Here is a 21,782-nt window from a genome sequence, read left to right as displayed (position 1 = left end):
AGTAAAACAGATATAAATTGTCGATTATTATAGAAATGGTTGAATTATGAGTGAATCAAATCAAATTGTAGAGATTACGCAAAAGGCCCTGGATCATATTAAGCAAATTTTTGCTAGTGAAAACAAGGGTTTAGATTATGGCCTTCGATTAGGAGTTGTTGGTGGTGGTTGTTCTGGGCTCAATTACAAGATTGATTTTGATCAGAAAAAAGACAATGACAATATCTGCTCGTTTGGCGATATCAACGTATTCATTGACCCTAAGTCATCGATTTATCTAAAAGGTGTGATTTTAGATTTCAAAGATGGTCTCAATGGTAAGGGCTTTGTTTTCGTAAATCCTAATGCCAAAAATACTTGTGGTTGTGGAGAATCCTTCTCCGTTTAATGGATTTTAACATGAAGAAATTTGAATTATTCGTAGAGGGTCGAAAGGGTGTTCTTTCTGACTGGAGTGTTTATTGTGTAAAGGGAGAGGATAGAGAAAAGTTCTTTCAGGGCCAAACAACGAATGATTTGATGTCTTTAAATCCTAATGAATTTGCACTCAATGCGAGAGTAGATAGAACAGGAAAAATTCAATTCTTCTTTTTAAATATTAAAACAAGTAACGAGCTTTATCTCGCTTTTCCAAAGTCTATTGCTCAAAGTGCAATTGAGGAACTGGATAAATTCATCATAATGGATGATGTTGAAATAGAGGCCCTAGATAAGAACCTTTATTTTACTTTTTTAACTACAGAGGCATCAGATAATAAATTTGAAGGAATGCTCTATGGAGTTCCTGCGACTTTAAGCTTTGAAGAGATCGATAAAGAATCTAAAGAGATAAGTAATGAAGAGATAGAATACCTCTGTGTTGAAAATGGTTGGCCTAGATGGGGTGTAGACATCACTGCAGGAGACTTAATTAATAATACGAGATTAAACGATCTTGGTATTTCATATACTAAGGGATGTTTCTTAGGCCAAGAGACTGTGGCCAAAATTGAAAACGGAAGAGGAGCGAGTTTCTATCCAAGTTTTCTAACTTCACCAAGTGTTCAAAAACTAGAAATAGGCGTCTTTAAAATCAATGATAGAAAAGGCGGAGAAGTTATCTCCAAGATTGGTAACGTGGCAATGGTAAAACTCTTTAGAGAGTTTAGAATAGATCATAAATCATTTATCGTTACTCAGAACGAAGAAAGTTTTGAATTGTCATTTAATAGTTACTCAAAGGAACTATCGAAAGACGTATTTGCACACGATTTATACTTATACGGAGTCTCTCAATTTCAAGCAGAAAAAGAAGACCTGGCTATTGCCACACTTTCTAAGGTGATCAAGATTGCTCCCAATTACTCTGATGCCTACGAGTCTCTTGGAGTCATCTATGGAAGACAAGAGAAGTTTGAACTTGGTATTGAATTGATGGATAAGCTTCTAAGTGTTAATGAAGAGTCTGTTATGGCCCATACAAATAAGTCTCTTTATCTAATGAGATTAGGTAAAATTGAAGAGGCGGAAGAAGAGAAGGGACTTGCGACTCTAAAGTCATTTGCAGAGTTTGGAAAAATTGCAAAAGAGAAGAAGGCAAAAGAGGCACTAGATAAGCAAAAAGAAGAAGAGATCATTCAGCGTGAATCAATGTTTAAGCAAGTATTAGAAATTGATGCAGATGATACTATTGCAAATTTTGGAATGGGCGATGTTTACTTTCATCGCAAAGAATACTCAATGGCAAAAACTCACTTAGAGAGAGTCATAGCTGTTGATGCTAAGTACTCTACGGCCTATTCGCTCTTAGGGAAAACTCTTGAGGTCTTAGGAGAAAAAGAAGAGGCAAAGAAGATTTATACTAAGGGTATTGAGGTTGCTTCGGCCAAAGGTGAGCTCATGCCTGCAAATGAAATGCAGGCACGTCTGGTTAAATTATAATCTATAGTGCTTACCTTCTTTTTCAAGAAGGTTCTTAAGTTCGTTCAGCTTCACACTATCACTGTCATTTAAGCTTTGAAGAGCTTTTTCAACTAGGGAGTTCTTGCTTTCAGTAAGTTCTTCAATAACTTTCATAAGCTTTAGACCATCCTTTGTCACTTTGCCGCTCTCAAAAGCACTTTCAATATCTTCGAAGCAGAATTTTAGCATTTCATACTCTTCAAGAAAGCGTAATGTAATCTTATTCTTTTGTTCGTCATTAAAGTTATTGAATGTATTATTTAGTACTTCATTCTCAAAGAGTTTAGAGAATAGCTCTAGTGCCCAATAAAATGTAAAGGCACCATGATAAATACCTCTAATTGGTCTTAGGGCCTTTCTCCATGGAGAGAAGTAAATTTTCTCATCGTCTTCAATAATTAATTCTTTTGAGTTTAAAATTGTGTTGAGGTAGTGATGACCATTTTCATGAAGCAGGTCATCTAGGAGATCTACAAAGTCCCTCTCAAAAACATTGATACATGAAAAGCCTGGAAGCTGTTGTTGCGAATAGCTGACAACGGCAGGTTCATCTATAGGTATAATGGTATGAGTGAAGGCCTTAAAAGTATTGTAAAGATCGTTAGAGTTTTGATTAATGATTGTTAGTGCTTTTAATATACTCTCTTTGATCTCTGCTAGCTTAGAAAAACCTTTCTCGCAATTTGGAAGAATATGAAGCTCTTTATTTTCAAAAGATGCTGTCTCTAGCCCTTCAGTGATAACGTAGCGCTTATCACCTTCGAGAAAGATTAAATTCTGATGTTTATTTACTCCAACAATAGGAAGAGTAGGGAATGTTTCACAAGGTGGCTCTAGTCTAACCAATTGGTTGTTTGCTCCTAGGTAGAGACATTGGTCATTATCTCCCTTTTCTGGAATTGCTTTATAAATATAGCTCTCTTCTCCAAGCAGAGGATTCTTAGAGATATTTAAATAGAAGAAAGAAATGATCTGATTTTCAATTAAAGGCTGAAGAACTTTAGAGGCTTCAAGAATAGTTTTTTCGTTTGATATTAACTCCAAAAAGCTCTCTGTTAGATCGCTGTCGTTCCAAAAGTTAAAAAGTTCTTCTTCAATAATTTGAAATTCTTCAGGGTCAGACTTCTGTGTTTCTTCACACTCTTCATGAAGCTGAACAAGGTAAATAGAATTCTCTAATAGAGTAGACCAATAGAAGTTAAGGTCAGTGTAGAGATTGAGTTCCTTATCAATAATAATTTCTTTAAGCCTATCTAAGAAGCCTTCGCTGAAAAAATTATTAGTATATCCAGATGTGAGATCTTCTCTTAGATCATGAATTAACTCAGCATAGGAGTTGGCCACATCGCTTTTTAAGTCATTATGAGTGGAAGAGTTGAAAATATTCTTATTAGAAATCATAGCATTTTACCTCAATTATTAATGAGCATACTCATATCAAATTAGCTATGAACTAGTAAAAGTATTAATTAAATTTAGATTGATTTAAAAATGGCTGGGGTGGAGGGATTTGAACCCACGACCAACGGATTAACAGTCCGCTGCGCTACCGCTGCGCCACACCCCAGTAGATTGTTGAGATTACATTTATAAATGCCTGTACTATTTTTGTCTAGAGGTTTTTATAAAAAAATTGTAAACAAACAAAGTTGAAGACTTCTTGAGTGCTATCTATCTGTTTTTAAAGAGTTTTTTGGGCTAAAGTTTTCGGGCTAATAACCGATAAGAATAGTAGGTTTTAGCCAAAGGAAGCCCAAATGAGTGCTAAAAATTTTCTATTAACATCAGTCTTTCGAGTTCTGACACCAGAGGAGATAAGTGAGCTTACGAGCTCATCTAATGGTGACAATAGAACTTCTCTAACAGATATCATTAACCAGAGATTAGAGGGTGTTAGCCACGACTTTTCCGATCCAGAGAGAATGGCCAAGATTCTTCCATTTAAAAATAAGAATCAAGAGGAAGAAGAAGAGGTCGTTGAAAAGACCGTATGTGGGCCAATGGCCAGTGAATTAATCACAAGATTCTTTGAGAGAAAGAAAATAAAGAATACAGCGCTGAATGAAGATGGGGAGTTAGTTGAAACTTCTAGCTTCATTTTCAATGAGAAAGAGCGCTTTGCCTATTCTCAATCCAAATTAAAGCAAGTAGAGGTACTCAGCTTATATAAGAAAAATGCTGCAGTCGATGTCGATCAGATGAGGGCGATGAAGGATGATTTTCACCAGTCCGCTCAATCTGGAGTTCTTATAAACAAGAAGCATTACTGATGGTGAAAGTTCTTATTGTCTTTATTTTATCTCTTCAAGTGTATGCCATTGATCTACCTGATCAAGTTAGAGGAGAAGTCCCAAAAGATATTCTAAATCTATTAAAACAAGTTGGCTCAAAGTATGAAGTAGCAAAGTTTGAAAAAGTAGTTGGTAGTGCATCTAAAGTAGAGGGAAGTAAGATCTTCTATGAGATAAAAAAATATAAGTATGCTTTAGTTGTGACTCTAGATAATAATTCTAAAATTTTAGAAATTTATTATAAAGTTCAAAACTCGAAGCTGGAGCTTCATAGTCTTACTGGTGTCGAAAAGAAGTTCAAAGAAAGCTTAGGCAGTGGTCACGCTGCTGGCTATGAAACTTATCTTAAAAGTAAAAACACTGAGCTATTCTTTAAGGGAAGTAGTCGAAAAACTTTAAGTTCCATTAAAGTCTTTAAAGAGAGGAGCAAATGAAGCTTCTCTTATTTCTATTTATGATAAGTTCACCTGTCTTTGCTGGACAGGTTCCTTGCGAGCCAAGCTCAGAGCCTATAGAGGCAAAAGTTATGGCAGAGGAGATTCTTAAAACTTTTAAGGTTTCCCACTGGTCGGCGTCGTCTGATGATATTGAAGATTCCCCTTGTAAAGGAAAAGTTCCAACTTTAGAGGAAATGAAAAGGGCGAATAATAAATTACTCGATTCACCAAAAGTAGAAAAGAGAGAGATCGTAGGAGCTGAGTTTGAGAACGAAAGTGAACAAATGTTAAGAATGTTTGATTTACTAGTTCAAAAGAGAAGATTCAGTGGTGAAGGTTATATTTTACCAAATCAAAAAGATTATTCTCATCTCACTAAAGGAAGCTGTAAAAAAGTTCGCTGTGCTTTAAATCAATTATTCGGTGAGAGTTATAGCGAAAATGCTATGTACCTTCTCTCTCAATATGAACTTAATGTAAGTCCAGTTGGTCTTGGCAATGATAAAACTAAGAAGTTTTCAGATAAAGAGTTGAAGTCTATACATCAGTCAGTTGCTGATCTTCCTAAGAGTTTATTTCCTATAAGAATTGCAAAGTCATTTCGTCGCTCTAGTTTGAGCAATGGAAATACATTAGGAAACGCAACGATAATGCTATTTGAGGGAATAACGAAATATAATCACAATGAAAAAACAGGAATATGCACACATGAATTTGCTCATAATTTTTCGGATCGTGGAAAGCTTGATGAATCGCCAGATTGGTTGAATATATCAGGCTGGATAGATAATGGAGGAAAATGGGAGAGAGACTCATCAAGGAATCATACTTTTGTATCGAAGTATGCAATGGCCAATCCCGGTGAAGATTTTGCTGAGAGTGTTGTGGCCTATAGGTATAACCCTGATGCGCTAAGGGCTGCATCTCCTGAAAAGTACGACTTTATCAAAGAGCTTGTCTTTAAGGGAAGAGAATACACTGAAGGAAATGAAAAGAGTTGCCAAGGACAGACATTATTAGAGGTCCAAATGGAAGCAACTTTAAATAAAGATGTGAAAGAATTTGAAAGAGAGAATTCGGAATTTAAATATGATCAATCACTTGCTAGCTGTAGCAAAGAAATAATGATGAGATTTGATGGAAGACGTGATGACGATTTGAAAAAGTGTATAAGTAAAATTTATCAAAAAAAGATGTTAGAACAAAACTGGGATAAAATCTCAAGTGAATTTAATTACCCAGAGAAAGCTAAAGAGCTAATTAATGAGAACTTCTTTGATATGAACTTAAATATTGGAGATGATTTTCTTGATCAGAAGATGAGAGAAATTGATGCTGAGCTTGGGAGAATTGAAGAAGATTCGATGAAAGGGCTTGTTGGAACAATGAATCTCTATCGAAAGTTTACTAAAGAAACAAATGTTAAAGACTTCTGTGAAAATGATATTGTTAAATATGGTTACTTAAAATTTAGAGAATTGGAGAATGGTTTAGAGTCAGTTTATTTGAATAGAAATCGAGACTCTATTGATGAGAGAGTGAGGGTTGCCTGCAATAAAGCATTTAAGACTATGGATGATTTAAAGAGAAGAGTAGAATTAAGCGATATTCTATAACTAGAATACCGCTTGATGGAATTTATTTTTTGAGACCAACGATATTATTTAAGTCAGTTTCTTCTTCTTTTAAAATTTCTAAACTGGCCTGCTGATATACACAAGCGTCGATAGTTGTAACAGCTGCTGGATGATAATTACCAGAATTTTTAACTCCTCCAAAAGGTAGCTTCGCTGATGCTCCAACTGTAGATCTATTGAGGTTTACATAACCATGGTCAAGATCCCTAAGAGCTAATTCATAGAGAGAGTGATCCTTCGTGAAGATTGAAGCGGCAAGACCGTACTCTGTTTTATTGGCTATCTCAATGGCCTCTTCGATATCGTCATAAGGAATGAATGTACAATTTGGTCCAAAGATTTCACTTGATAAGAAGTGACTCTTATCATCCCATTTTTGTGCAAGGTGGATTGAAGGAGAGACATAGTGTCCGTCGAAAGTTTTCTCAAGCTTCTTTCCACGCATGATCTCTTCTAGTCCTTCTCTTTTTGCCATTCCTACATAGAGCAGGTAGCTATCAAGGGCCTGCTGATCTACAAGCGGTCCCATGAAGGGAACTTCATCGTGCTCGATTGGGTGATCAACAATAATTCTCTTAGAGAGTTCATGGAACTTTGAAACAACTTCATCACAAATACTTCTATGAATTGGAACAATGGCTGTAGAAGTACATCTTTGACCTGTTGTTAGAAAAGATCCTTTTACAAGTTCGCCAAGTACGTAGTCGATATTAACATCACTATGAACGATGGCAGGATTCTTTCCACCAAGTTCTAGAGAAACGAGTTTTCCAAGATCTTCATGAGTTTGTTTCAGTATTGATTTCCCAATATCTTTTGAACCAGTAAAGAAGACTGCCTTGATGTCTTTACTCTTTAAAATTCTTCTTGCAACTTCACCATCACCTTGAACGAGGTTGATTACACCTTTTGGAAATCCAGCTCTAGATAGACATTCAAACATGAGTTGAGCTGAGTAACATGTCTTCTCTGATGGCTTAAAGATGATAGTGTTACCAGCAATTAGTGCACTTGTTATTTGTCCATTAGCTAAGTGACAAGGAAAATTAAAAGGACCAATGATAAAACATGGACCGATTGGCTTATAGTGAATATAGCCATTCGTCATAGGCATGATTTCATCGTAAACTTTTGATTCTACTCTAGGTAGTGAATCACTAATTGTTACATCAACCTTAGCAATTAAGGCCCCTGCTTCAGTAAGAGCTTCCCAGTAAGGCTTTCCCATTTCTAAAGAGATTGCTTTTGCAATTTCTTCTTTCTTTGTAATAAGTTCTTCTTGATATTTCTTTAAAAGAGCAACTCTCTCTTGAACAGAAGTTTTTCTCCATTCTTTAAATCCATTAGTTGCAGACTCTACGACTTCCTCTGCGTGACCATAGTGAATAGGGCACTTCCAAAGTGTTTGTGCACTATTGGCTGGACTTGTTCTTGTAATCCACTTCTCTACAGCATCTGGTCCCGTTAGTGGTGGCTGAATAAATTCATTATTAAAATAATTGCCTTTTAATTCGTAAGTCATATTTTCTCCTAAAGTGGGATAACATTCACTTTTGTCTTATTCGTAAAATTTAAATTTTCTAATTCTTTCATTGAAGTTAAGAGCTTCGCTCCCTTAATCTTACCTGTAATTTTAATAGCATTAAAAACGTCACCTTCTGTAGGACAGACTAGGTAGTTAAGGGCATCGTCTTTCTTTATATCTTGTTCAAATGAAAGTTCTAGCTCTTTTAACTCTTGAACTGGCTTGATCTCACCTAGCTTTGCTCTATAGTGAGGCCCACCGTCAAATGGATCAACTTCTTTTGTATATTTAAACCCAATGCTCTCAAGCATTCTCTTAACGGGTTGAGTGTCTTGTCCAACTTTACCAATAGCATTTCTTGCTTCAAGTGGTAGAAGTGTTTCGTAGATAGTATCAGAAGGGTAGAGGCTTAGAATAAACTCTTTATTACTTCTACTCAGTAGATCGGCGTCGTGATATTCCATGTTGAGGAATCGTCTACCGATGGCCTCCCATAGAGGAGATCTTCCATCTTTATCAAAAGGAGGCATTAGCTCCGAGTGAATCATTTCTTTAAATCTCTTCTTATTTAAGGCCATATACAGAAAGCGCACAAAAGATAATTGCTTACCAAGTTTATGAGTATTATTTCTGTAATTTGGATCTAGTATTAGGCCTCCAATTTCTGTCGGTCCATCAGTGTCGTAACCAAGCTTTAGTGTACCGTGAATAAACCCAGTATTAATTGATTCACTGAATTTATTTTCTTGGGATACTGTCAAAAAGAAATGTGGCTCATCTTCTGTTCCATGTTGAGCATGAATCATAGAGCAGCCAATAACTTTAGACTTTGAAAGGTCTTCTAATACAAAGATATATGTGTCTTCACTAATATCCTTCGAGGCTTTCTTAAAAGCGCTGATGGAACTCTTTACTTTCTTTGTAATGAGTTCCTTATCAGAAGGTAGGCTGATGAAGACATAGTGCTGACTAAGGGCAAAGAGATCTTCAATGTCACTTAGCTTTGCAGGCCTTAAATTAAACATGCTCTCTCCTAGAGTACTTCGTCAGCAGTCTTAACAATGATTTTGAAAATTTCGTCAATATGCTCATCAGTAAGACATGTTGGAAGAAGGAAGCGAACTCTTACAGGATCTTTACCGGCCATAAAAGAGATGATTCCATTTTCATAAAGCTTCTTAATGAACTTTGTAGTTGTCTCCTTAGTTGAGTCACCAACCTCAAATGAGATCATTGAACCAACACCACCAGCGTAGCCTATTTTTCCTTTGCAAGTAGTTTTAGCAAGAGAAGAGAGTCTCGTAAGAAATTGTGTCTCAAGATACTTCATTCTTCCGTCTTCACCGTAGAAGTTTCCTTCTCTAAGGTAGTTAACAACTTTTCTTCCGGCATTAAGAGCAGCATTAGAACCATTGAAAGTTCCAGCAACTAATCCTGGCTTTGGATTAAGTTCTTCTGTAAATAAAGTTCCACATGCCTGTAGGGCCTTACCAACAGTCACGATATCTACATATTCATCTAATCCAAACATTTGAAAGGCAAATAGCTCAGTAGTTCTTCCAAAAGATTGAACTTCATCTACCCAGATGTAGAGGTTATTTTCTTTGGCCCACTTGAATACACCTTCGTAATATTCTTTAGTCCCGTAAACAAAACCTGCTTCTCCTTGAATAAGCTCAAGCATAATAGCGCAGTATTGATCTTTATTGTTTTTAACTAATTCGTTAAGTGCGCTAAGAGTTTTATCTAATGATCCCTCTGGATCGTTTTGGTCAAAGTGTGGAACGTGGTCTACGTCAATTGATTTTGGCTGACCAACTCTATAATCAGGATTGTATGTAATGTCCTGAGTTGCGATACTTCTACCGGCAAATGCTTTTTGAAAAGCAATTAGTTTATGTGCAGGATCTTTTTTCTGCCATAGCATTTTTAGTGCCGTATCGTTTGCAAAACTTCCAGAACCAGAAAACCAGAAGTGCTTAAGACGACTTCCTTTTACTGAGTCTAAAATTTCTTTCGTTAATTGTTGTGGCTCTTGGTGAGTAAGTAGGTTTCCACACATCATAACATCGCTTGTAGCGGCTTCTAGGTGAGCCTTGATGTAGAGTGGGTGTGAATGACCTAAGAGGTTTGGCCCAATAGCTCCAATAAGGTCATACTTAATTGATCCATCTACTAACTCAGTAAACGGCCCATGTCCTCTTCCTGACGATACGTAATTAAAAAAGAATCCACGTCCCTTATCTTGCTCATATTCTTTAAGAATAGTTTCGTTCATATTCTCTTTTCCCTCGTCGGGACCTTTAAGACCCATAAACTTTTTCTGCTCTAAGAGAATGCTTGAAAATAACTTATTAGAAAGGTCGAGAACTTCTTCGTTTGAAACACCAATTGTCATAATAAAACCTCAAAATATTTGTGTGTATAGATTACCGCAACTTGCATTATTTATTTGCTAAGTTGATAATATGCTCATGGCGAATACTAACATAGATGAATTATCAAAGTCATTAGAGACACTATATTTAGATGGTAAGTTCGACAAAGCGGTCGACCTTTTACTTGAGAGTAAAAACCAGCTCACAGCAGTGGATTTTCACTATAATCTTGGAACTGTTTACTCAAAGATGGGTGAGTTTGGTCCGGGGCGTTACCATTTAGAGTTGGCCATGAAAAAGGGCTATGTTGGATCAGATATTCTCAACAACCTAGCTTTCGTTAAATCTAAGTTGCAGGGAATCGATCTCTCATTCTCTCAAAATATGAGCGATAAGTTACTGAGTTTTCTATCTCAATACCCTGTTTCCTATGCCATTAGTATCACTTTGGTACTTATGTTGATCTCCCTCCTCCTTTTTAAGTTTAAAAAGGTAGGTTCTAAGTTGGTACTTGGAGCGTTGTTAGTTTTGTCATTATCACCGGTGATTTCTCATCAGTTACTACTTAGCGGTAAGAGCTTTGCTGTAAATATAAAAGAGATGAAAATCTATGAAGGCCCATCATCTGTCTATGATGTTAGGGTAACTATTCCAGGTGGATCTAAATTCATTCTTGGAAAGTCTGATGGTGATTGGTTCTATATAGATCATCCCCTGGACCTTACGGGCTGGGTAAAAAAAGAAGATATTGGAATTCTCTAAGAGGGCACTATGGCCAATGATAGTTTTGAAAAAGATATAGAAACGAGTAAAGAGCTGCCGCCTAAGTTAGATATTCCTATTCTAAAATACTTCTGGCAATCGAATCCTCTCTTCACTTCCAATAAGAACTCTATTCCAAGATTTCTGAGAAGAATAAAAGTGCTTGAGAACTTTTCAGATAATGAGTTAAGGCTTTTTTCAAAGGCATTGCACTTAAGGCAATTTGCTGATGGAGAGGTGATCTTCAAGCAGACAGATATTGGAGTTGGCTTTTATTTTATCTATAGTGGTAGAGTCGATATTATTGTTGAGAACGATCAAACTGTAGATGACACTAATGATTCAAAAGTTAATCATGTGGTTTCCTTAGATAAGATGGATTACTTTGGAGAGCTTGCACTCTTGCAGCAGCAAAGTATAAGAAACGCGACAGCTATCGCTAGGGAGTCGTGTCAGCTTCTAGGAATTTTTAAGCCTGATCTCGAGAACTTAATTAATACTAATCCAACAATCGCAACTAAGCTTCTTCAGGCCGTCTCTATTATTACGGCAAATAGACTCTTTTCAGTTACGAATGAGGTTAGAAGATTAAAGTATAAGATCAAACAATTGGAACTAGAAAGTGCAAAGAGCAATGAGTAAGCCTGAAAAAGTAAGACTAGTTTTCTTTATTCTAGGACTAATCCTTTTTCTATTTTCCCTTTGGCTCTTTCCGCGAGTGTCGATACCTCTAAGTGTTGCCTATGTTGTGAGTTTAATTTTTAATCCAGTCGTTCCCATGGTGATGCGTTTTGGTTTAAAGAAATCAACATCTGTTAATATTGTTTTTCTAGCAATACTCTTTCTCTTTACTTATCCGCTTATCAAAATAACGCCTACGATTACAAATGAAGCGCAAAATGTTCAATACTACTTACCTAAAGTGGAGAGCTTTTTAAAAACAGAGTATAAGAACTTAACTTCTAAGATTGAAGAGAAGACGGGTTATGTTGTAGGCAATGAGATTCTTGATAACTCTCTAGACTATGGTCAAAAAGCGACAACTGAAATACTGCTACAAGTTCCGAAATACTTAGGCTCTATAATAGAGTGGATCTTTCTTGTTCCCCTCTTTGTCTTCTTTATACTTAAGGACGGAAAAGAGTTTAAGTCTAACTTTCTAAAGATCGTACCTAACTCAATGTTTGAAAGGTTCTACTATCTTTCGCATCAATTTAATCGCCAGTTGGGTGACTATATTTTTGCAAAATTTGTTGAGGCAAGTATTGTAGGAATTATTATTACTACTGGACTCTTATTTCTAGACGTTCGCTTTGCTCTCTTGTTGGGACTAGTGGCAGGATTTACAAATGTAATTCCATATCTTGGTCCAATTATTGGAACAATTCCTGCGATAATCTTTGGTCTTGCCGAGTATGGTTGGGGTCCAACATTTGGTGCGATTACAATTTTATATATTGTGGCCAATGCTATAGATATTGCACTGGTCTTTCCAATTCTTGTTTCTAAAATTGTTAACTTACACCCATTGATGGTTGTTATTAGTGTAATTCTTGGCTCCACTTTCTTTGGTGTGGTTGGAATGATTATTTCAATCCCACTTGCTGCGGCGTTTAAGTTGATATCTATCGAAATTTATAATGAATTATACGGCGTAAAATCCAGATAGTTACTTTGACGGTGCTACGCTGCAAATGATATGCTTGCTCCTATATAACTACAAAGGAAGTAAGTGTGCGCTTATTGATAGTGACATTTTGTTTGGCCCTCATTTCGTGTTCTACGCCTAGGCCAGAAGGTAAAACAGAAGCAGAAGTCCTCTTTAAAGAGGCCCAAGATCTTATAAATGATTCTAGATATATTTTAGCAACAGAGAAGTTAAATACTCTAAGATCTCAATATCCATATAGTTTCTATGCAACTCATGCAGAACTTCTCCAGGCTGACGTTCTCTTTAAGCAGGAAAATTATGTAGAGGCAGCCGCCGCCTATATTCTTTTTAAAGACTTTCATCCTAAGCACAAGAAGAAAGCCTATGTGATTTGGAAGATTGCAGAATCTTTCTATGCACAGATTCCTGATACTTTTGATAGAGACCTTTCAGCTGCACATGAAGCTGTTAAGTACTATCAAGAGCTTTTAAACTTCCACTCAGACTCTGAATATTCAAAGGGAAGTATTGATAAGATTAAATTAGCTCAGGGAATGATTTTAGATAAAGAGAGATACATTGGTGATTTCTATTATAAAACTAATGTCTTCGATGCTGCTAGATATAGATATCTGTCTATCATTGATAGATTTAAAAGCGATCCAATGCTCTTGGCCCACTCAATGATTAGAGTTGTTGAGAGCTCTCATAAGCTTAAGGATAAGGAATCTTGTACTAAGTACTTTAATCAATTCAAAGAGCAAATTGAGCAAAGCAATTTAAAGAAATTACAAAGCGCATATAATAACTGTCTTAGGTAATAGGGGAATCATGGAAACTTTTAATTCACAGGAATTACTAGAAAAAGCGAAGCATTGTTACAATAGCGGTGAGTATAAGAAAGCGGCAGCTATTTTCAATGAGATTATTGAAGTTGAGCCAAAGTCTATTGATGCTCTCTTCTACCTTGCAAATATTTTTCATATTAATGGCGAAATTGGAAAAGCAATCAAAGCTTTCAATAAAGTTATTAGTATAGATCCAACTCATACTGATGCAGCGATTTCTCTCTCTGTTCTCTACAACGACATTGGTCACTATGAAGACGCTAAGAAGGTTTTTAATCAGGCGAATGAAAGAGTGAAGACAAGGGCCAGAGGAAACGAAGGTATTGACGACCAACACGTTAATAAGAAATTTGCAGTTAAGCACTTAGAGCTTGCAGATCTTTATATGACATATAATAGATTTGATGAAGCTCTCTTCGAGTATAATAAGGTAGTGGCCCTGGACACTGAGAGCCTTGAAACGAGAATTAAAATTGCAAAAGTATATGCTAAGAAGGGATTTGTTTCTAAGGCCATTGATGAACTTAAGAGATTAAGAACAGAAGAGCCAAACTATACAAATGCCAGAGTGGCCCTTGGTGTACTTCAATACGGTAATGGAAATATTTTAGAGGCCCAAGCAGAGTGGGAGAAGGTTATCTCTATGGAGCCGATGAACTCTGAAGCTGCAATGTATTTGAATCTATCAAAGACTGCTACTGAAACAAATTTATAAATTTAAATTAAATTGAAATAGAGAAATAAAAAAGCCAGCTTAATGCTGGCTTTTTATATTTAAGCTTCTGCGTTTTGATTTGGATTTGTTTTAGGAGCTTGCTCTTGAGTTTGAGCAGTAGCTTCTGTCGCTGTATTATCAAGCTTAACATTTGTTCTAACAGAATCGTCAGAAGTATAAGCTACGATATATCTTTTAAGCTCAGTGTACATTTCGTACTTAACTTCAAGCTTTGAATCTTGAAGAACGATCTGTCTTGCAACTTTAGTCTTATTGTTAATAACAATAGGAGCTTTCATATTTGCTGACATATTCGTTACAACCTGAGGGATAGTAAGAATTGTATAAATACTTGCTTCGTTTAAGTTTTCTAGGCTTAAGCTTGTTAGTTCTGCTGGTAGTAATTTTACAGAGTAATCAGGCTTAAAGATCTTTGGCTCAATAATAGGGAATGCTGTACTAGCATCGTCTACTGATTGAATCCATAGAATTAAAGTTTGGTCACCTGGATCGACAATGAAGAACTTTGTAAGTTGTTCAAAACCTAATAGTCCATCTTTAAACGTAATAATATCGCTATTATCTACTTCGAGTTCACCAAATCTAGTTGTGTTGATTTTCACTTCTGGCCTCCAAATTCAAGCCTAAATGGCCCGCCTCATGATTCTAGCAGTCGTAGGACCAGAAGTGCAAGAAGGAAATTCTTGCTTATTTCTTTAATTCGTCTGCTAAGTCTGAAATTGAAGATAGGTCTGCCTGCGCCGCTTCAGTATTCTGATCCTGAATAGACTTATAGACTTCTTCTCTGTGAATTTTCGTTTCTTTAGGGGCTTTGATGCCTAGCCGTACTTGCTTGCCCTTGATTTGCACAACAACAATTTTGATGTGGTCATCAATTGCGATGCTTTCTCCTAGCTTCCTTGTCAAAACGAGCATAAATAAACCTCAACTTTGTGAACCTTCCTGATTCGATCCGCAATGGTTCATATATTACCTCATTTTTCAAAAGGCAAGTAAAAACAGGCAAAATTTATCAAATACTTTAATAATATTTGTTGTCATTGGCCTAAATTGCAAGATTCAATAACTTCAACGCCCTACCTTAAGAAATCCATGAGGTTTTGATTCATTAAACCTTGAGAGGATTGATATGTAGTCTTAAGGACGGATTGATGCTTTGTTATATCAGAAAATACTTCAGCAATATCTGCATCTACTAATTTACTTTTTCGCGTAGCGCCTTCGATGTTTTCACTTTCGAGGCGAGACTTAGAATTCATAACAGAGCTAGTAATTGAGCCAACTCGTGTTCTTAGAGTAATAAGTCTTGAGATGCTGTCATCAAATTCCTCTAAGAGGTTTTGAATTAATACAGCATCGTTTGTTTCAAGGGCCACTGATAAACTCTCAAGTTGAGCAAAGATATTATCTCTCTTATGAAAGTTCTCTCCCTCAGTAGAGGCGAGTTCTCTCTTATTCTCAACAGGCTTACTTGTATCAGGTTCCTTGATCTCTTTTAAAGGATGGATATTCTTGTCTGACGTATCATCAGATGAGTAGAAGATCTCATGTCCATTTAAATTTAGTGGTAAAAAGAAGTCTTTTGCCACTTCAACAGTAGTGTGACCCTTGTCTCCGTTATATTTACCGGCAACATCGAAGGGTTGAGTTAATGTTGAATAACCAGAGAAAATATATTTCTGGCCAACTCTCTTATTTGCAATTGAAAGTGCCAAGTTTCTTAATTGGTTAACTTCGTTCGCAATATTCTTTCTAACATCGGCATTATAAAAATCCGAAGATTGAGAAATCGCAATTTCTTTGGCCTTAACTAATAGGTCAGTGAGTTGTTCAAGCGATTTCTCGGTTACATTTAAATGAAGAAGAGCATAATCAGCATTTCGCTGATATTGCTTATTATCAGACATATTAGAAGTAATGGAGAGTGCCTCGACATTACTAATAGGGTTGTCTGAAGGCCTAGAGATATCCTTTAGGGTCGCGCCCTTCATTTGCAGGTCTTCTAGCTTTGACTTAGCTTTTCCTAGAGAAAAGTTAAGGGCAGCAGATGAACTATTTTCCGATACTCTAGACATTTAATTATCTCTTAATGCCGATGACTGTTTTAAACATTTCATCGGCGGTTTGCATTATTTTAGCAGATGCTTCGTAGGCGTGCTGAAACTTGACCATATTGGCAGCTTCTTCATCTATTGACACACCAACAAGGCGTTCTCGAATACTTACGGCCTGGGCCTTAAGTCCCTCTGCTTGCTCACTATCGAGCTTTGCTTTTCCAGCTTCCAAGCCAATTTTACCAACTGTTTGGAGGTAGAATTCTTCAAGTGTCGATTCACCATCACCAACAATTCTCTCGTGTTGAATCTTTGAGATGGCCAAGGAAACTCTATTATCACCAGGACTATTTGGTCCTAGTGCTGTCACAATATTAGTTAGATCTTCTTTAACGGCGGAGCTTAGTGACATATTAAGAGCAGCGTCCTTAGGATCTGTTGGCTCTTTAAAGAAGTTAATTCCTGTCGTAAGACCTTTAGAGTCTACGCTTGAAACATTACCAGCTTCATCTACATTAAGAGGTCTGTTAACATATCCTCTTCTGTGAATTGCATTTACACTCTTAGTTAAGTTATATGCGATTTGATCGACTTTATTTCTAATGTCTACGATCTCTTCATTTCTCACTTTTGCAAGGGAAGACAAGCTACCGCCTTGGAATTTCTGTGTGAGAATATGAGCAGGCTTTCCTTCGAAGAAAATATCGGCAGAACCTGGAAGACCATTTGTCGAGTTCTCTTTATTGCTCGTACCAATTTGTAGACGTTGAACTTGTGTAGCGGTAACGAGTGTACCAACACCTTTCGCGGCTACAACATATTGTCCCTTTTCATCTTGATAAGTGTGAACCTTAAATGACTTAGATAAATTTCTAACAGCAAGATCACGTTGATCTCTTAAGTCACCAACCTCTTCATTGATTGCCTCAAGTGATTGAATCTTTTTATTGAGATTTGCAATGTGCTCAAGAGTTTGGTTTATATCAATGACTTCTGCTTTCATATTTTCATCGATACCAGCAGAAATAGAATTTAAGTTTTCTTGGATTCTTCTAAAGTCTTGTACAACTAAGTTGGCTTGATCCCTAACTACCGAACGAATTGTTTCATTCTCTGGTTGATTGGCAAGTTCTCTAAAACTATTGAAGAATTTATTAATAACCTGATTAAGACCATCAGTATCAAGGTCGTTGAAGATATCTTCTATCTGAGTCATTCTCTCGGCTCTTTGCTCAAAGAATCGATCATTAGAGATAGCCTTCTCTAGTCTCTTATTGATGAAGTCGTCATTAATTCTAGTAACAGACTTTACACGAACACCTGTTCCGTGAACGGTTCCACCCTTTGTAATTGGAGTGTTTGTCGTTTGGTTCACTCTCTGTCTAGAGTAACCTTCAGTATTAACATTGGATATATTATGCCCTGTCGTCTCAAGAGACTTCTTTGATGCATTTAAACCTGTACGTCCAATATTTAATAAATCTGACAATTAAACCTCAATTATATCGAAAGACTTCGAGATCTTGCCGAGCCTTTAGAGTTATATGTTGAGTAACTCTTTTCGCCCAAAGCTTCTTCTCGAATGCTCTTTAGTGAACCTAGTGCTTTATTGATAAATAATTGGTTTGTTTTATTCTGTGTTTGAATCTTTTCAATAATATCAATTAAAAGAGCGTTGAAGTTATATAGATGTCTATGATCTAGTGTTGCCTCAAAACTTTGAAAGAAAGAAATTAAATCAGAGACATGATTAATATTTTGATTCAACTCTCTATTAACTCTAGAAATAATAGAGCTTCGTAAATCTTCTAAGAGATTAATACGATTGATAGTTTCTTGTTTTTCAGCAATCTTGTCTTCAAGATTATCGAGGTCACTTGTTAAAAGAAGTGAATACTCGTCGCATGTTTGATCAAATAGAGTAGAGTGCTCTTCGCAAAGTCTCTTCCAAAGATCTGTCACTTGAAAATAAAATAGCTCTTTCTTTTGTTGTTCCATATCTTATATTTCTTCTTTAAGGATCTTGTCGGCGATAGCTTCAAAGTCCATCTTATAAGTTCCGTTTTGAATTTGATCTCTAAGTCTTGCAATCTTCTCTGAATTATCTGTTTCAGGTGCAGCATCAACGGCCTTTCTGATTCTAGAAAAGTCTTTTACTGCTTCAGGAATTGAGACACTGCTATCTCTTTTTTCCATTTCTTTGAGTTCGTTAAACCTGCCAGAATCATTTCTTTGAAGCGCTTTGATCTTCGCTGCGTTTGTTCCTGTAACATCTGTTCTTGTGTTAGGAAAAAACTTGGATCTTGTAGAATCAATATTATTCACGATGCGCCTCCTGGCCTAGTCCATTCGAACCTATATTTTTCTTATTAACTTGATAAAGTTCTACTTCATCTCGTTTTGTAACGTGAGCATTTTGCATCTCAACTTTTGGTCTATTCATTTGATTAGTTTGTTGTAAATAAGCATTGTAAGCATAAGGGTTACGCTTATTCTCAGGGTAGATTCTGTCTAGAATTAAATCTTGTAAACCAACTTGGTTTCTATTAACCATTGCTTTAGATCTCTCTTCGTTCTGGAGATCCATGTAATAGTCCATACCAGTTGATGTTTGCTCTGCTCCAGCAGTCTTCTTCATTTCATCAATCATTAATTTGATAAATTGTTTTTCCATTCCTCTCGCTGCATCTAAGTACGGCTTTGGAATATACTTCTTATTTTCAGTTTTGCTGGAAACTGGTTGATTTACAGGAATTGAATTGTTGATTTTTGACATAGTCTTCCTGACCTTGTTCTTGGGGTGATAATTCCTTTATCACCGCTTCAATAGCTACATTGTAGCATTTTTTAGGATAATAATCCAGCTTATATAAATTCTACATCACCTACTAATGCGCCATTACTTTTAAGTGCTTTAAATATCGATATCAAATCTTCAGGTGTTGCACCAAAAGCATTTAAGCTTTTTACTAGGTCATTTAGTGTACTCTTTTTGTCAACAAAGTAGAGGGAATTTGGCTTGTCCGAGTTTGCGGCCTCATTTCCTTTAACTTCTATTGTTAAATCTCCATGACTAATGGCCACAGAAGAAAGTTGAACATCTCCACCTGCAACAATTGTCCCTGTTCTCTCATTGATCACAATTTTTGTAATTGAGTCAGAGATGACTTTGAAGTTTTCAACAATTGCTACTAAGTGTACGACCTCTCTTTGATAGTGAAATGGAATAATAAGATCAACAGTCGTAGCATCTTTTGCAATGGCGTATTTACCACCAAGTTCTTGATTGATAGTTTTCTCTATTCTTGCAGCTGTCGTAAAATCAGGGTTTCGTAAGGCGAAACGAAGAGACTTCTTCTTATCGAAGTCGATTTTGATCTCATTTTCTACAATAGCACCATTTGGAATTGTTCCAGTCGTAGCAAACTTCTTACCTTTTTCAAGACCACCAATGGATAGTGGGCCAGAGGCCACAGCATAAACAACTCCATCGCCACCTTTGAGTGGTGTTACCATGAGAGTTCCTCCAGCAAGAGATGAAGCATCACCAATAGAAGAGACTGTGATATCTATCTTTTGACCCTGTCTTGCAAATGGAGGTAGCTTCGCCGTTACAATAACAGCGGCCACATTCTTAGACGTCACTTCATTTTGAGGATTGAGTCCAAGTTTTTGAAACATTCTCTTTAGTGACTTATTTGTAACTTCTCCGCCTCCATCACCGGTTCCATTAAGACCAATAACGAGACCATATCCAATAATAGGATTATCTCTTACACCTTTCACTGTGATCAAGTCCTTAAGACGAGTTTCTCCAAGTGATGTGAGAGAGAGCATGAGAGTAAATAAAAAGAAAATCTTTTTCATAAATTACCTTAAAATATGCACACTTGATTCAAGTATGTTGTCTGAGTTTATAGTATCTTCATCTGTAATATCTCTTCTTGAAATAAGAGCTTGAACTTCAACAAGTCTCTTTCTTTGCTTGAAGAGAACACTCTTTTGACCTCTTAAGAGAAGGTGGTCTTCATTAACTTCTTCAACAATGACACTTGAGACGCGGTCATAAATTTTATTAGCACTCTGCTCATTTGCATTGTCTGCCACTGCCTCTTCTTTATTCTCTTCATCCTTCTTTTCTTTGTCTGCTGGCTTAGGAATATCTGGAAATGCCCTTTTAAGCTCAAGAGTGATATCGTTTTTTAGAGTTTTCTGTACGTTGATTAGGACGATGTCTCCATTTCTCTTTTCCTTTAAAACAGTGAAGAGGTGGCGATTGCTACCTTTCCCTGCCCAAAGGCTTGAGTTATTTGTAGAGTTGTCGAGAAGATCATCGGCTTTATACCTCTTTCTAACACTTTGCTGAGGTCTATACGTCCTTCTTACTTGAGGTGGATTATTTCTATTGTAATAAGGCTGTCCCTGAGCAGCAGTCGCAACACGTCCAGCATCTGACTGTCTTCTATAGGTCGTCGGAGGATTTTTGTAGCGATCAAAGCGATTATTAATTGGTGCTTGTTGAACAATACCATCTTGACGATCTAGGTCAGCATACATTTTATTAATGTAGTTACTACATGAAAATAGAAATGCTGTTGAAATTAAAAGTGTAATCTTTGCTAGCTTCATAACTCTACGGATACCTTGTTGTAGTCGATAACTTTACCGACAATAATTTTATTTCCTTTTGATGACCGTAGTTGGACAGTCTCTCCAAAACGAGCGCTTCTTAGTGGAGTCGCAACACTTTTAAGAGAGATAATTCCATTATCCAAAATGACTTTAGTTGGAATCCCGGCCTTAACAAGTGAAACGGGAACGAGGTCATTAATGAGAACAGCACGATCATCTATGGATTTATTAACTTTATAGAAATTAAGTGTATTTATATTTGTAAACAGAGATGATGGGTTATCTGTATAGACCTCTTCTTCTCTGAACATTTGTTTTGAAAGTGGTTGGTTATCAATTTTGATAATCCCTTTTGGTACAAGTGCTCTTGTTTTAATTTGTAACTTAGCATTGAGCATATGATACTTATTTGCACCACTCATTGAATTACTGACGATTACACGAATCGACTTATTGCCTGGATAGTTACAATTTGGGCAATCAATACTTAGGTTCTCACTACTATCAAGTGTGATGGCCGATAGCTTAGAAGGAGTCTTGATCTCTCTAATGAACCAGCTCTTTGAAAATGAAAGTCTCTCAGTAAGATAGTCCTCTAACTTGTAAACAGAGATTCTATCTGGCTTTATAGTCACTTTCTCGTTTACAAGTGAGCTAAAGACTCTAGAGATTTGCTTTCCAGAAGTGTTTCCTTTGGTGTCTATAAGGAAGCGAATAAATTCAGTCTCTGTTGCTTTGGAGCAAGTAGACTTTTTTATTAAGCTCTTTGATAGAAGTGTTGTGCTATTAGAGAGCAAATAGTTCTTTGGGTGAATATCAATTTGGCATGGATTAGACCATGCCGAAAAAGAGATAAGAAATAGAAAGAGTGTTAAGTACTTTGTCATTTA

24 protein-coding genes and 1 tRNA gene are annotated in these 21,782 nt (G+C 36.5%); 10 read left to right on the top strand and 15 right to left on the bottom strand.

Going from position 1 to position 21,782, the window contains the following annotated elements:
* Positions 1–46 precede the first annotated feature (46 nt).
* A complete protein-coding gene (locus BMS_RS16130) occupies positions 47–388 on the top strand; it encodes a HesB/IscA family protein (protein ID WP_014245888.1) in 342 nt (113 codons plus the stop codon).
* 11 nt (positions 389–399) lie between these two features.
* Positions 400–1,920 (top strand): tetratricopeptide repeat protein, encoded by a 1,521-nt coding sequence (locus tag BMS_RS16125; RefSeq protein ID WP_044557729.1) that lies wholly within the window; start codon positions 400–402, stop codon positions 1,918–1,920.
* On the opposite strand, the gene BMS_RS16120 is transcribed toward BMS_RS16125, so the two are convergent.
* On the bottom strand, positions 1,915–3,342 hold the full coding sequence (locus BMS_RS16120) for an aKG-HExxH-type peptide beta-hydroxylase (RefSeq protein WP_014245886.1): 1,428 nt from the start codon (positions 3,340–3,342) through the stop codon (positions 1,915–1,917). The genes BMS_RS16125 and BMS_RS16120 overlap by 6 nt on opposite strands.
* 91 nt (positions 3,343–3,433) lie before the next feature.
* A tRNA-Asn gene (locus BMS_RS16115) sits at positions 3,434–3,508 on the bottom strand.
* A gap of 190 nt (positions 3,509–3,698) precedes the next feature.
* Here BMS_RS16115 and BMS_RS16110 point away from each other — a divergent pair.
* From BMS_RS16110 to BMS_RS16100, 3 genes are read left to right on the top strand one after another with little or no spacing between them, the layout of a single operon-like run.
* On the top strand, positions 3,699–4,211 hold the full coding sequence (locus BMS_RS16110) for a hypothetical protein (RefSeq protein WP_014245885.1): 513 nt from the start codon (positions 3,699–3,701) through the stop codon (positions 4,209–4,211).
* A complete protein-coding gene (locus BMS_RS16105) occupies positions 4,211–4,666 on the top strand; it encodes a hypothetical protein (protein ID WP_014245884.1) in 456 nt (151 codons plus the stop codon). Before BMS_RS16110 ends, BMS_RS16105 begins: the two co-directional genes overlap by 1 nt.
* A complete protein-coding gene (locus BMS_RS16100) occupies positions 4,663–6,285 on the top strand; it encodes a putative zinc-binding metallopeptidase (protein WP_014245883.1) in 1,623 nt (540 codons plus the stop codon). The genes BMS_RS16105 and BMS_RS16100 overlap by 4 nt, the downstream gene beginning before the upstream one ends.
* A gap of 22 nt (positions 6,286–6,307) precedes the next feature.
* Here the strand turns inward: BMS_RS16100 and BMS_RS16095 are convergent, their stop codons facing one another.
* Genes BMS_RS16095 through BMS_RS16085 form a run of 3 tightly spaced genes read right to left on the bottom strand, consistent with a single transcriptional unit; the run spans position 6,308 to position 10,229 of the window.
* Positions 6,308–7,828: an aldehyde dehydrogenase family protein gene (locus tag BMS_RS16095; protein ID WP_014245882.1), complete on the bottom strand. Its 1,521-nt coding sequence runs from the start codon at positions 7,826–7,828 to the stop codon at positions 6,308–6,310.
* Between the two features lie 8 nt (positions 7,829–7,836).
* Complete coding sequence (locus tag BMS_RS16090; protein WP_014245881.1) at positions 7,837–8,856, bottom strand: arginine N-succinyltransferase; 1,020 nt, start codon at positions 8,854–8,856, stop codon at positions 7,837–7,839.
* A gap of 8 nt (positions 8,857–8,864) precedes the next feature.
* Positions 8,865–10,229 carry an aminotransferase class III-fold pyridoxal phosphate-dependent enzyme gene (locus BMS_RS16085; RefSeq protein WP_014245880.1) on the bottom strand — a complete coding sequence of 455 codons (1,365 nt, stop codon included), beginning with the start codon at positions 10,227–10,229 and terminating at the stop codon, positions 8,865–8,867.
* Between the two features lie 76 nt (positions 10,230–10,305).
* On the opposite strand from BMS_RS16085, the gene BMS_RS16080 reads away from it, so the two are divergent.
* The 5 genes from BMS_RS16080 to BMS_RS16060 all read left to right on the top strand — a co-directional run bounded on the left by BMS_RS16080 (position 10,306) and on the right by BMS_RS16060 (position 14,185).
* On the top strand, positions 10,306–10,971 hold the full coding sequence (locus BMS_RS16080) for an SH3 domain-containing protein (protein WP_157868309.1): 666 nt from the start codon (positions 10,306–10,308) through the stop codon (positions 10,969–10,971).
* Positions 10,972–10,980: 9 nt separating this feature from the next.
* Positions 10,981–11,613 carry a cyclic nucleotide-binding domain-containing protein gene (locus BMS_RS16075; RefSeq protein WP_014245878.1) on the top strand — a complete coding sequence of 211 codons (633 nt, stop codon included), beginning with the start codon at positions 10,981–10,983 and terminating at the stop codon, positions 11,611–11,613.
* On the top strand, positions 11,606–12,640 hold the full coding sequence (locus BMS_RS16070; RefSeq protein ID WP_044557728.1) for an AI-2E family transporter: 1,035 nt from the start codon (positions 11,606–11,608) through the stop codon (positions 12,638–12,640). The genes BMS_RS16075 and BMS_RS16070 overlap by 8 nt, the downstream gene beginning before the upstream one ends.
* A gap of 65 nt (positions 12,641–12,705) precedes the next feature.
* Positions 12,706–13,443: an outer membrane protein assembly factor BamD gene (locus BMS_RS16065; protein WP_014245876.1), complete on the top strand. Its 738-nt coding sequence runs from the start codon at positions 12,706–12,708 to the stop codon at positions 13,441–13,443.
* A 10-nt stretch (positions 13,444–13,453) separates the two neighbouring features.
* Complete coding sequence (locus BMS_RS16060) at positions 13,454–14,185, top strand: tetratricopeptide repeat protein (protein WP_014245875.1); 732 nt, start codon at positions 13,454–13,456, stop codon at positions 14,183–14,185.
* 59 nt (positions 14,186–14,244) lie between these two features.
* Here the strand turns inward: BMS_RS16060 and fliW are convergent, their stop codons facing one another.
* From fliW to BMS_RS16010, 10 genes are all read right to left on the bottom strand, one after another.
* The gene (fliW, locus tag BMS_RS16055; RefSeq protein ID WP_014245874.1) at positions 14,245–14,808 is read right to left on the bottom strand and encodes a flagellar assembly protein FliW; all 564 of its coding nucleotides are present in this window, start codon (positions 14,806–14,808) and stop codon (positions 14,245–14,247) included.
* An 85-nt stretch (positions 14,809–14,893) separates the two neighbouring features.
* Positions 14,894–15,121, bottom strand: coding sequence for a carbon storage regulator CsrA (csrA, locus tag BMS_RS16050; RefSeq protein ID WP_014245873.1), 228 nt, complete (start codon positions 15,119–15,121; stop codon positions 14,894–14,896).
* A 161-nt stretch (positions 15,122–15,282) separates the two neighbouring features.
* On the bottom strand, positions 15,283–16,281 hold the full coding sequence (gene flgL, locus BMS_RS16045) for a flagellar hook-associated protein FlgL (RefSeq protein ID WP_014245872.1): 999 nt from the start codon (positions 16,279–16,281) through the stop codon (positions 15,283–15,285).
* A gap of 4 nt (positions 16,282–16,285) precedes the next feature.
* Positions 16,286–17,749, bottom strand: a complete 1,464-nt coding sequence (gene flgK, locus BMS_RS16040) for a flagellar hook-associated protein FlgK (RefSeq protein WP_014245871.1) — start codon at positions 17,747–17,749, stop codon at positions 16,286–16,288.
* An 11-nt stretch (positions 17,750–17,760) separates the two neighbouring features.
* On the bottom strand, positions 17,761–18,258 hold the full coding sequence (flgN, locus tag BMS_RS16035; RefSeq protein ID WP_014245870.1) for a flagellar export chaperone FlgN: 498 nt from the start codon (positions 18,256–18,258) through the stop codon (positions 17,761–17,763).
* A 3-nt stretch (positions 18,259–18,261) separates the two neighbouring features.
* Complete coding sequence (gene flgM / locus BMS_RS16030; RefSeq protein ID WP_014245869.1) at positions 18,262–18,585, bottom strand: flagellar biosynthesis anti-sigma factor FlgM; 324 nt, start codon at positions 18,583–18,585, stop codon at positions 18,262–18,264.
* Positions 18,578–19,036 (bottom strand): hypothetical protein, encoded by a 459-nt coding sequence (locus BMS_RS16025; protein WP_014245868.1) that lies wholly within the window; start codon positions 19,034–19,036, stop codon positions 18,578–18,580. Before BMS_RS16025 ends, flgM begins: the two co-directional genes overlap by 8 nt.
* 89 nt (positions 19,037–19,125) lie before the next feature.
* Positions 19,126–20,127, bottom strand: a complete 1,002-nt coding sequence (locus tag BMS_RS16020; protein WP_014245867.1) for a flagellar basal body P-ring protein FlgI — start codon at positions 20,125–20,127, stop codon at positions 19,126–19,128.
* 3 nt (positions 20,128–20,130) lie between these two features.
* Positions 20,131–20,889: a flagellar basal body L-ring protein FlgH gene (locus BMS_RS16015; protein ID WP_014245866.1), complete on the bottom strand. Its 759-nt coding sequence runs from the start codon at positions 20,887–20,889 to the stop codon at positions 20,131–20,133.
* The gene (locus tag BMS_RS16010; RefSeq protein WP_014245865.1) at positions 20,886–21,779 is read right to left on the bottom strand and encodes a flagella basal body P-ring formation protein FlgA; all 894 of its coding nucleotides are present in this window, start codon (positions 21,777–21,779) and stop codon (positions 20,886–20,888) included. Before BMS_RS16010 ends, BMS_RS16015 begins: the two co-directional genes overlap by 4 nt.
* Between the last annotated feature and the right edge of the window lie 3 nt (positions 21,780–21,782).

Origin of the sequence: Halobacteriovorax marinus SJ (assembly GCF_000210915.2) — a bacterium.
Classification (GTDB): Bacteria; Bdellovibrionota; Bacteriovoracia; order Bacteriovoracales; family Bacteriovoracaceae; genus Halobacteriovorax; species Halobacteriovorax marinus.
The sequence above is the reverse complement of the archived record's forward strand: the minus strand, read 5'-3'. Positions and strand labels throughout refer to the sequence as shown.